Source organism: Pseudomonas sp. GW822-FHT06D10 (genome assembly GCF_058799535.1).
Genome location: NZ_JBXALN010000009.1, coordinates 170214 through 180591 on the forward strand (window position 1 = coordinate 170214; position 10378 = coordinate 180591).

The 10378-nt window shown below is 64.3% G+C and carries 8 protein-coding genes; 4 read left to right on the top strand and 4 right to left on the bottom strand.

Annotated elements, in window-relative coordinates; translation table 11 throughout:
• Positions 1 to 12 precede the first annotated feature (12 nt).
• Both AC1RL5_RS26825 and AC1RL5_RS26830 read left to right on the top strand, forming a co-directional pair.
• Complete coding sequence (locus tag AC1RL5_RS26825) at positions 13 to 498, top strand: glutathione peroxidase (protein ID WP_011062519.1); 486 nt, start codon at positions 13 to 15, stop codon at positions 496 to 498.
• Positions 495 to 956, top strand: a complete 462-nt coding sequence (locus AC1RL5_RS26830; protein ID WP_072450614.1) for a MarR family winged helix-turn-helix transcriptional regulator — start codon at positions 495 to 497, stop codon at positions 954 to 956. The genes AC1RL5_RS26825 and AC1RL5_RS26830 overlap by 4 nt, the downstream gene beginning before the upstream one ends.
• Here AC1RL5_RS26830 and AC1RL5_RS26835 read toward each other — a convergent pair.
• Entirely contained in the window at positions 940 to 3261 is a 2322-nt protein-coding gene (locus tag AC1RL5_RS26835) for a hybrid sensor histidine kinase/response regulator (protein WP_011062517.1), read from the bottom strand. The genes AC1RL5_RS26830 and AC1RL5_RS26835 overlap by 17 nt on opposite strands.
• Before the next feature lie 165 nt (positions 3262 to 3426).
• On the opposite strand from AC1RL5_RS26835, the gene AC1RL5_RS26840 reads away from it, so the two are divergent.
• Together AC1RL5_RS26840 and AC1RL5_RS26845 are read left to right on the top strand one after the other, a co-directional pair.
• On the top strand, positions 3427 to 4317 hold the full coding sequence (locus tag AC1RL5_RS26840; RefSeq protein WP_019092871.1) for an ATP-binding protein: 891 nt from the start codon (positions 3427 to 3429) through the stop codon (positions 4315 to 4317).
• Positions 4314 to 4796, top strand: coding sequence for a GAF domain-containing protein (locus tag AC1RL5_RS26845; protein WP_011062515.1), 483 nt, complete (start codon positions 4314 to 4316; stop codon positions 4794 to 4796). The genes AC1RL5_RS26840 and AC1RL5_RS26845 overlap by 4 nt, the downstream gene beginning before the upstream one ends.
• Before the next feature lie 5 nt (positions 4797 to 4801).
• Here AC1RL5_RS26845 and AC1RL5_RS26850 read toward each other — a convergent pair whose 3' ends face one another.
• The 3 genes from AC1RL5_RS26850 to AC1RL5_RS26860 all read right to left on the bottom strand — a co-directional run bounded on the left by AC1RL5_RS26850 (position 4802) and on the right by AC1RL5_RS26860 (position 10283).
• Positions 4802 to 7750, bottom strand: a complete 2949-nt coding sequence (locus AC1RL5_RS26850) for an HD domain-containing phosphohydrolase (RefSeq protein ID WP_492589402.1) — start codon at positions 7748 to 7750, stop codon at positions 4802 to 4804.
• Between the two features lie 120 nt (positions 7751 to 7870).
• Complete coding sequence (locus tag AC1RL5_RS26855) at positions 7871 to 9613, bottom strand: response regulator (protein WP_492589401.1); 1743 nt, start codon at positions 9611 to 9613, stop codon at positions 7871 to 7873.
• Between the two features lie 43 nt (positions 9614 to 9656).
• Positions 9657 to 10283, bottom strand: coding sequence for a response regulator transcription factor (locus AC1RL5_RS26860; protein WP_019096116.1), 627 nt, complete (start codon positions 10281 to 10283; stop codon positions 9657 to 9659).
• Positions 10284 to 10378 lie beyond the last annotated feature (95 nt).

Genomic DNA, 10378 nt, shown 5'->3' on the forward strand with positions numbered 1-10378 from the left:
GGAGTTGCCGTCATGACCGACTCACTGCTGACCATTCCCTGCACCACCATCAAGGGTGAACAAAAGACCCTGGCGGACTTCGCCGGCAAGGCCGTGCTGGTGGTCAACACTGCCAGCAAGTGCGGCTTCACCCCGCAATACAAGGGGCTCGAAGAGCTGTGGCAGACCTACAAGGATCAGGGGCTGGTGGTATTGGGCTTTCCCTGCAACCAGTTCGGCAAGCAGGAACCAGGCAACGAAGGGGCGATCTCCGAGTTCTGCGAGCTCAACTACGGTGTGAGTTTCCCGCTGTTCAAGAAGGTCGAGGTCAATGGCGCCGGGGCCCATCCACTGTTCGCGCAGTTGAAAAAGCGCGCACCCGGCGTGCTTGGCTCCCAAGGCATCAAGTGGAACTTCACCAAGTTCCTGATCGGCCAGGACGGCAAGCTGGTCAAGCGTTTCGCTCCGGCAACCAAACCCCAGGACCTGAGCCGCGAGATCGAAGCCCTGCTCAAATGAACGACCTGTCCGTGGATTCACTGAAACTCGATTCCCAGCTGTGCTTCAAGCTGTACGCCGCCTCGCGGGCGGTGGTCCGTGGCTACAAGCCGATGCTCGACCGCCTGGGCCTGACCTACCCGCAGTACCTGGTGATGCTGGTGCTGTGGGAATGGCAGGCAACGCCTCCGTCCCTGCCGACGGTCAAGGCCCTGGGCGAGCGCCTGGCCCTGGATTCCGGGACCCTGACCCCGTTGCTCAAGCGTCTGGAGCAGTTGCAACTGGTGCAGCGCCAGCGGTCCGGGCGCGACGAGCGCGAGGTGCACTTGAGCTTGAGCGATAGCGGCCTGGCTCTGCGTGAGCAGGTGCCGCCGCTGAAGGCGGCGCTGCTGTGCGACAGCGGGATCGATCTGGATAACCTCGATCAGCTGCGCGCCGGCCTGGATCAACTGCTGCAGCAGATCAAAGCTTTGTCGTAGTCGGCACCCAGAGGTCGAGCAGGGCGATCAGTTCCTCGCGCCGGAACGGTTTGGCCAGGTAGTCGCTCATGCCGGCGGCGCGGCAGCGTTCGCGTTCCTCGGGCATGGCGTTGGCTGTCAGGGCGATGATCGGCAGATCCGGCCAGCGCCCGCTGCGCCGGATCTGCCGGCTGGCTTCGTAGCCATCCATGACCGGCATGTTGCAGTCCATCAGCACCAGATCGAAACGATGCAGCTCCAACTGATTGAGGGCTTCGGCGCCATGGGCGGCCACGGTCACCGCGCAGCCGAGCTTGCTCAGCATGCCCTTGGCCACCAGTTGGTTCACCGGGTTGTCCTCCACCAGCAGAATGTCCGCCCGGCGCCGTTGCACCGGCATTTCCAGCTGGGCGTCGTTGAGGGTGATGGTTTCCCCCAGCAACGAGCGTCGCAGGGTCTGATACAACGCATTGCGCGCCAGGGGCCGGGCCTGCTGTTGCAGCGGCGCCAGGGCGTTGGCCTCTTCGCTGGGCAGGAAGCTGCCATAGGCGGTCACCAGCAGGATTGGCGCGCGGATCGCCGGGCGCAGGCCGAACAGGCATTCCGGGCAGTCGGTGATCAGCAGGTCGGGGTCGAGGCCGGCCAGGGAGTCCTCGATATCACAGCGCTGATAGCTCAGGCCCCAACTGGGCAACAGGCTGGCCAGCAGCTCGGCGAGGCCGCTGCCGGCCTCGGTGATGGCGATGATCTTCCCGGCCAGCGCCGGCGGCGGGGCGGCCGGAGTGTGGCAGGGCAGCGGCAGGTCGGCGCAGAACTGGCTGCCGAAGCCGACTTCCGAACTGATGCTCAGGCGGCCGTCCATGGCTTCGCAGAGGTTGTAGGTCAGGGCCAGGCCCAGGCCGGTGCCGCCGTATTGGCGAGTGATGCCGGCGCCGGCCTGGGTATAGGGCTGGAAGATGCGCACCTGGGCTTCCTGGGCGATGCCGATGCCGGTGTCGCAGATCTCGATGCGCACCCCGTCGCCCAGGGTGCTCAGGCGCACATCGACGCGGCCGAAACGGGTGAACTTGAGGGCGTTGGACAGCAGGTTGCTGACGATCTGCCGCACCCGGGTCGGGTCCCCCAGTACCAGGGCGGGGAAGTCCGGGGCGATCAGGCAGGCCAGCTCCACGCTGGCCGCGGCGTTTTGCGACAGCAGGTTGGCGGTGTCCTCCACCAGTACCCCGAGATCGAAGGGAATTCGCTCCAGCTCCAGTTGCCCGGCGTCGAACTTGGACATGTCGAGAATATCGTTGAGCAATTCCACCAGGACCTTGCCGGAGTCATGGGCAATCGACAGCTGCTGGCGCTGCTCGGGGTTCAGCGGGCTGTCCAGGGACAGCGCGATCATCCCCAGCAGGCCATTGAGCGGGGTGCGAATCTCGTGGCTCATGTTGGCCAGAAATGCCGCCCGGGCCTGGGCCATGTCCAGGGCAGTGCGCCGGGCGATCTCCAGTTCCTCGTTGGACTGGCTGAGCCGGGCATTGCTGGCCTTGAGCTCGGTGGTGCGTGCCGAGACGATGTTCTCCAGCTGCCCGAGGTATTCGGTCAGGCGGTTTTCGGCGTTGCGTCGCTGCTGGATCTCGGTGGCCATGATGTCGAACTGCTGGTTGGCCACCTTGACCAGCACCCCGACCTCGTCGTTCTCGTGGCCATGGGGAAAGTCCAGCTTGGCCTGTTTCGGGCTGCGCGGGTCGCGGCTGCTGAGCTCGCGGATCACCCGCACCAAAGGCTTGGTCAGCATCACGTAGAACAGCGCCAGGAGAATTCCGGTGAGGATCAGGCTGCGGGCGAACCCGTTGATCAGGGTGACTTCGGCACGCCGCAGGAAACGGCTGCCGAAGGCGTAGGTATCCACATCCAGGTGCAGGGTGCCGAGGGACTCCTCCGGCAGGTGGCTCAGATACAGGCGATCCTCGAACTGGCGATCGGCGCCGAACAGGAAGTCGCTGATGGCCCGATAGCGGCTCTGTTGCGGTGGCCGTTCGACGTTGGCCAGCAGGGTATTGTTGTTGTCGATCAATTGCGCGCGAATGATCGCCGGGGAGCGCAGCAGGCCCAGGGTCAATTCCTGGGCCAGCTCGGCGTCGATGTTGTAGGCGATGCGCGAGGCCGGATTGTGGCTGATTTCCAGCAGCGATTGGATTTCACGATTGATGGAGGCGTCTTCGCTGGCATAATCGATGCCGATTTGCAGCAGACTGAGCGCGGTCCCCAGAATGAAACCCACCAGCACGGTGAGCCGGGCCTGTTTATAGGACAGGCGGTTGGTGAACTTGATATCCATGGGGGGTTGAACCACTTTCGTTTCCCTTCGCTGCGCAAGCATAGCTGATCATTTTCGGTTGCCGGGCTGGCCGGGCAGCAGCTGATAAAGCGATAGACCCCTTGATCGGGATTGCGTTTGCTCTGTGTGCCGCATCATTACCTTGAACGTGCCTGAGGAAAAGTCGTGGATGCTCGATTGAATGCATTTCTTGAACGTGCCGATGCGGTTCTGGCGCGGATTGAACCCTTGTTGCCCACCCTGCGCCAGCCCATCGACTGGAATCAGTGCCTGGCGGCCCGCTGGCAGCGTGAAGGGCGCAGCGGTTTCCTGCTGCCGCTGGAAGTCAGCCTGGACATGCGCCTGAGCGACCTGATCGGGGTCGACAAGCAGCGTGAGCAACTGGCGCGCAACACCCAGCAGTTCCTTGACGGCCTGCCAGCCAACCATGCCCTGCTCTGGGGCTCGCGTGGCACTGGCAAGTCTTCCCTGGTACGGGCCCTGCTGGCCGAGCACGCCAAGGGTGGCTTGCGGCTGATCGAGATCGAGCGCGACCACCTGGCGGACCTGCCGCGGGTGGTGGAACAGCTGGTCAAGCTGCCCCAGCGTTTCGTGCTGTTCTGCGACGACCTCTCGTTCGAGGCCGGCGAGGGCGATTACCGGGTGCTCAAGAGCGTGCTCGACGGCTCCCTGGAGCAGGCCCCGGAGAACGTGCTGCTGTACGCCACCTCGAACCGCCGGCACCTGGTGCCGGAAAAGGAAAGCGACAACGAGAACTGGAAGCGCGTCGACGGCGAGCTGCATCCCAGTGAAGCCGTGGAAGACAAGATCGCCCTGTCGGACCGTTTCGGCCTGTGGCTGTCGTTCTATCCCTTCACCCAGGAGCACTTCCTCAACGTGGTGGAGCATTGGATCGGCGAACTGGCGCGCAAGGCCGGCCTCGACTGGCAGCGTGACGAAGAACTGGACATCCTCGCGGTACGCTGGGCCACCGGCCGGGGCAACCGCAATGGCCGTTGTGCCTATCAATTTGCCCGCTATTGGGTGGGCCTGCAGTTGTTGGAGCAAAAAGCATGATCGATTTGCAAAGCGCCGGCCAAGGCCTGGACGGTTACGGGCTGCTGTGCGCGCAGTTGGAGTCGCTGCTGGCCGATGAGCGTGATTTCATCGCCAACGCTGCGCAGTTTTCAGCCTTCCTTTATAGCCAGCTGGAGGACCTGAACTGGGCGGGGTTCTACCTCAACCGCAACCAGGAGCTGGTGCTCGGGCCGTTCCAGGGGCAGATCGCCTGCGTGCGGATTCCGTTTGGCCGCGGCGTCTGCGGTACCGCGGCGGCGACTCTGCAGACCCAGCGGGTGGAAGATGTGCACGCCTTTGCCGGGCACATTGCCTGTGACAGCGCCTCCAACAGCGAGCTGGTGGTGCCGCTGGTCAAGGACGGTCGGTTGATCGGTGTGCTCGACCTGGACAGCCCGAAGCTGGCGCGCTTCGGTGTTGCCGACCAGGCGGGAATCGAGCAACTGGCGGCGATCTTTCTGCGCCTGAGCGACTGCTGAAGCCCTCAGGTGCTCAAGCCCGCCTTCTTGAGCAGTGAATCCTGGTCCACCGGGTCGACCTGTTGCGGCGTCAGGAAACGCTCCGCGTAGCGCTGGTAGATCCGCTGCTGGATGAACAGCTCGAACAGCTCGGGATCGATATGGGCATCGCGGCACATCATGGCCATGATGTTCAGCGCCTCGCTCAGGGTCTTGCCCCTTTTGTAGGGGCGGTCTGCCGCCGTCAGGGCCTCGAAGATGTCGGCGATGGCCATCATCCGCGCGGGCAGGCTCATCTGTTCGCGCTTGAGCTGCTTGGGGTAGCCGGTGCCGTCCATCTTTTCGTGGTGGCCGCCGGCGATCTCCGCCACGTTCTGCAAGTGGCTGGGGAAGGGCAGGTGCTCGAGCATGATGATGGTCTGCACGATGTGGTGGTTGATCACATAGCGTTCTTCGGCCGTCAGCGTGCCCCGGGCAATGCTCAGGTTGTACAGCTCACCACGGTTGTACTTGTGGCTGGGCACCTGCAGTTTGAAGCCCCAGGGGTTGTCCGCCGCCATGACTTCCGTGGCGCTGCGCTCCAGCAGGTGTTCGGGCTTGTCCGCCAGTAGCGGTTCCAGCACCGGCAGGCTCGGCGCCGGGGTGCGTTCCTGGCGCTGGTTCTCCTCCCAGGAAACCCCCAGGCGATCGTCCAGGGTCCGGCTCCAGGTGCGCTGGGCGATGCGCTGCAAGCGCTGCTGATCGGCCTCGGCCATGAATTCGGTGCCCATGTTGCAGCGGGCGACAAAGGCGAAGTCATCGTCCAGGGCCAGCAGCCGGGCCTCGCGCTCGGCGGCAAGAGGCTGTTCGTCGCCGCCCAGGGCCAGGGCGCGCCAGTAGTCGATCCAGGCGTCGCGCTTGAGCACCTCGAAGCGGGTGCGGATTTCATGGATGCGGTTGTTCAGGGTTTCCAGCTTGGTGGCTTTGTCCACCACGTATTCCGGGGTGGTGACCTTGCCGCAGTCGTGCAGCCAGGCGGCGATGTGCAAGGCTTCCCACTCGTCCTCGCCGGGCTGGTAGGCAGCGAATCGCGGGTCCTGGCTGGCGGCGGCCGCCTCGGCCAGCATCAGGGTCAAGGCCGGTACCCGCTGGCAGTGGCCGCCGGTGTAGGGGCTCTTGGCGTCGATGGCCCCGGCCAGCAACTGGATAAAGGCATCCAGCAACTGTTTCTGCTTGTTCTGCAGGCGCTGGCTCTCGATGCACAGGGCGGCGGTGGCGGACACGGCCTGGATAAAGGCGATGCGGTCCGGGCTGAGTTTGTCCAGGTCGGCCTCGGCGCCGCTGTCCACCAGGAACAGCAGGAGCATGCCTATGGTTTCGTTGTGCCGGTTGCGCAGTCGGATGCCCATCAGGTGCGCACTGGGACTGTCGAGGGCCAGCAACACGCTCTGCAGGTCCGCGGCCTGATCGAATCCCAGGGTGGTGACCACGCTGTCGTTGTGGGTCAGCTGGCTCAGCCACTCGGGAGTCCGGCTGTCCGCCAGTTCCCGGGAGCCGATGGGGAACTGCGTCATGTCCTGGGGCTGGCCATCGATGATCAGCCCATGGGGCTCCAGGCGCGTGCCCTTGCTTTCACAGAGGTAGATCAGGCCGGCCTGGGCCTGGGCGATCTTCACGGTCTCGAACAGCACCCGTTGCAGCAGCGGGTCGAAACGGGTTTCGGCGGACAGGCTGGCGTTGATCTCGAAAAAGCTCGCCAGGGTGTCTTTCATCCGCGCCATCGAGATGCTCAGTTGATCAACCTCCAGCACCGGTGAACGCCGGGAAACCGGATAGTCGAAATCGAAACTGCGGATCGCGTCGGCTTCCTGCACCAGGGCGTGCAGCGGCCGTACCAGGACCCGGGAGATCAGCCAACCAAGGGGCAGGCACAGCAGCAGGGTGGTGAGGGTGATCAGCGCGCCTTGCCAGCGCAGGCGATAGGCGTCGGCCAGAAGTTCGTCCTCGGGCACCAGCAGCGCCAGTTGCAAGCCGCCGGGGCCGCCCTCGGCGATATGGCCGCTGGCGACAATCCAGCTGCGCCCCTGGGCCTGCAGATGGCCGCCTTCGGTCTGGCCACGCATCAGGGCAGCGAGCGCCGGGCTCAGGTCGTTCGCCTTGACCAGCCGCGCACTGCGTTGTTCCGGCAGCAGCTTCTGGCTGTCCGGGTAGGCCACGACGTTGCCCAGGTCATCCAGCAGGGCAACCTCGGTGGAGGGTGTGACGCGGTGCTTGGCCAGGGTCGAGGACAGCTGTTCCAGGGTCAGGTCGGCGGCGATCACGGCCATCTTGCCGCTGTGCCGGGCCAGGGTAGTGCCGACGTTCTGGGTGGAAAAGAACACATAGGGGCGGGTAGTGATCTGGTCGGCGTCGCCCCGGGCGCTGGAGAACCAGTCGCGGTTACGTGGGTCGTAGCGCTCGTCGGGGTGCTCCAGGCGGTCGATCAATACCAGCGTGGGGTCATAGAACAGCGATTGGGAATGGACTTGGCCGGTGCGCGAGTCGCGTTCGATGCTCCACACCTCGTAGGCACTGCTCTGCGGGGCCTGGCGCCTCTCGCGGATCTGCGGATTGCGCAGTGGCCGCACCATGAAGAAATCGCCATTGGCGTAGCCCAGGTACAGCGAAGCCAGGTCCGGGTTGTCCAGCAGGGCCTGGCTGAAAGGCCGCAGCAGGGTCAACCGGTCTTCCAGGTTCGCCGCCTGGGCCGCCGGCGAGCCCGCCAGCAGGCTGAGCAGATGGCGCATGGGATCGTAGGTGGCCTTGACGTCGCTGCGTACATCCAGCTCGATGCGCTGGAAAAGCTTTTCACTGCTGTCGAGGATCAGCCGCGTGGTCTGCTGGTAGTTGTAGAGGCCCAGCACCACACCCGTCAGGAGCAACAGCAAGGTGAACATTGCACTGATATGGATATGCAGAGGAAAGCGGCGTTGCGCTAAGGCAGGGGTGCTCAGCATTCCAATTCACTCCAAAGGCACACGAGGCATGGCTCAGGACCCAAGCATAGTTAAGGCTGGCACTGCCTGCCTTGGCTTTACCGGGGACCGAGGGTGTCGAGGAAACCGTTGCTACGGGTTTCATGGGTGTGGCTGACGGCGAGGCAATACTGGCCTTTTGCTATTTTCCTGGCAAGAGGCAGGCAGGGTTGCTTCGTGGGGCCGCGCAGGTTGCGATTGAGCCTGGCCTTCGAGGTGTCGGTGCAGGGATTGGGCAAGGCGTATCAGGGCCAGGTCCAGGGCGCGCACAGCGGTGCTGATGACGGTAGCCCCGGCCCGTTCCAGGCAAGCCCGGTCCAGGTTTTCACAGCAGTTCTGCAGGGGTGTGGCCCGGACCATCAGCGCCGAGCCCCTGATCTTGTGGGCCAGTTCCAGCAGGGCGGCGAAATCGTCGGGCGGTATCCTCCCCAGCAGGTGGCGATCCTCACGGCAACACTGCAACAATTTTTCCAGCAGGCTCCGGACAAGCTGCGGCTTGCCATGGGTCAGGGTGAACAAGGCTTCTATGCTGAAACTGTCCGGCCTTGGCAGGGGGCGCAGCGTCGCCAGACGCGAGCCCAGCAACTCCAGCCCCAGGGGCTTGCACAGGCAATCGTGCATGCCGGCATCCAGGCCACGCTGATGCGTCTGCGGGTCGTTGCTGGCGCTGCTGCCGATCAGGTTGACCGCCGGGCCGGAACCTTCGCTACGGCGTATGGCCTCGGCCAGTTGGTAGCCATTCATCAAGGGCATGTTGCAGTCGACGATCAGCAGGTCGAAATCGCCCTCGCGCCATAGCTGATAGGCCTGCAACCCGTTCCCGGCGCAGGTGACCCGGTGCCCGAGGTGCTCCAGTTGCCCTTGCAGCAAGGTCAGGCTGGCAGGGTGATCGTCTGCCAGCAGCACATCCAGCGGCAGTTGGGCTGCAGCCGGCGTGGCGGCGACGGGCCTGGGGGCGACGGCCGTGCGGCCGGGCAAGGTCAGCCTGACCTGCACTTCGCATCCGGGGCCCGTGCGGCCGTGCAGGCTCAGGCTGCCCCCCATCTGCAGGCACAGCTGATGGCTGATGGGCAGGCCCAGACCACTGCTGTCCCGTGGCGACTGGCTGGTCGGTTCCACCTGGGCGAAGGGCTGCAACAGGCGCTGGCGCTCCTGTGGGGGAATGCCGATGCCGGTGTCCAGCACCCGCAGTAGCAGGTCGAAGTGCCCGGGGCGCGCCGCCGGCAGCAATTGCAGCTTGACCTGCACCTTGCCCTGTCGGGTGAACTTGAGGGCATTGCTCAACAGGTTGGTCAGGATCTGCTTGAAACGCAGGCCATCTACCAGTACCTGGGGTTCGGGGGACGGAGCCTGGAATTCCAGGCTCAGGTCCAGGTTCTTCTGCCGGGCCAGGGCCTGGAACACCCCCAGCACTGCCTCGGCGCTGTGGCTCAGGCAGGTCCAGGCCGGGTTCAGTTGCAGTTGCCCGGACTCGATCCGGCTGATGTCCAGCAGGTCGCCGAGCAGCTCCCGCAGGTCACTGGCGGCACCCAGGGCCAGCTCCAGGGAAACACGGTTGGCTGAGCCGGCCTCGGTGCGTTGCAGCACCAGCTCCAGGAGGCCGATGAAGGCGTTCAGTGGTGTGCGGATCTCATGGCCAAGGTGGCCGAGGAACTGGCCTTTCAGGCGGTTGGCCCGTTCGGCCTGCTGCAGGCTGGTGCCCAGGGTTGCCACCGTCTGTTGCAGCGCCTGGACCTGTTGCCGGTGTTGGCGCAGTTGCCGGTACAGGCAGGCCAGGCCCAGCCCGGCAGCAATCGACAGCAACAGCAGGGCAGCAACGCCCATCGGCAGCAGGGCCGGAGTCATGGCCAGGGTACCCGGCACATCGGGGAAGGGGCTGGCTGGCGGTTCATATCAATGCGTTACGCTTGGCCATGTCCACCAGTTCACTCATCGAAGTGGTCGCTAGTTTCTGCATGATGCGTTTCTTGTAGGTGCTGACGGTCTTGTTGCTGAGAAACATGCCGGCGGCAATTTCCTTGTTGGTCTGGCCCATGGCGAACAGCTGCAGGACCATCAACTCCCGGTCATTGAGTGAGTTGAACTGCGCCAACTCCAGCGGCGAGCCAAGGGTGTTGCGGTCAACCTGCAGGGCCAGGCTGGGGAAGTAGTTGTAGCCGCTGCAGATTGCCTTGATGGCGCTGAGCAGCTCGCTCATGTCCTCCTGTTTGCAGACGTAGCCACAAGCCCCGGCGCGCATGCAGCGGTTGGCGAACAGGGCGGCGGACTGGGCGGTCAGGACCAGGATCCGCGAGCGCCTCGGCATGTTGCCGAGGCGCTCCAGCAGTTCCAGCCCGTCCAGCTTGGGAATGCAGATATCGAGGATGACCAGGTCCGGTTCGCAATCACGGACCATCTGCAGTGCATCGACGCCGTTATCGGTTTCACCAACGATCGAATACCCCTCGTGCTCCAGCAGGATACGAATGGCCATGCGCACCACGGGATGATCATCAATGATTAGTACCGAGCCCATACAGGCCTCCAGCCGACCAATGGAAAGCCCGAACGTTAGCCCAGCTGATGGAGGGGAAAAGTTGCGAAAGAGCGGTTAGACGCAATCTAGGAAGC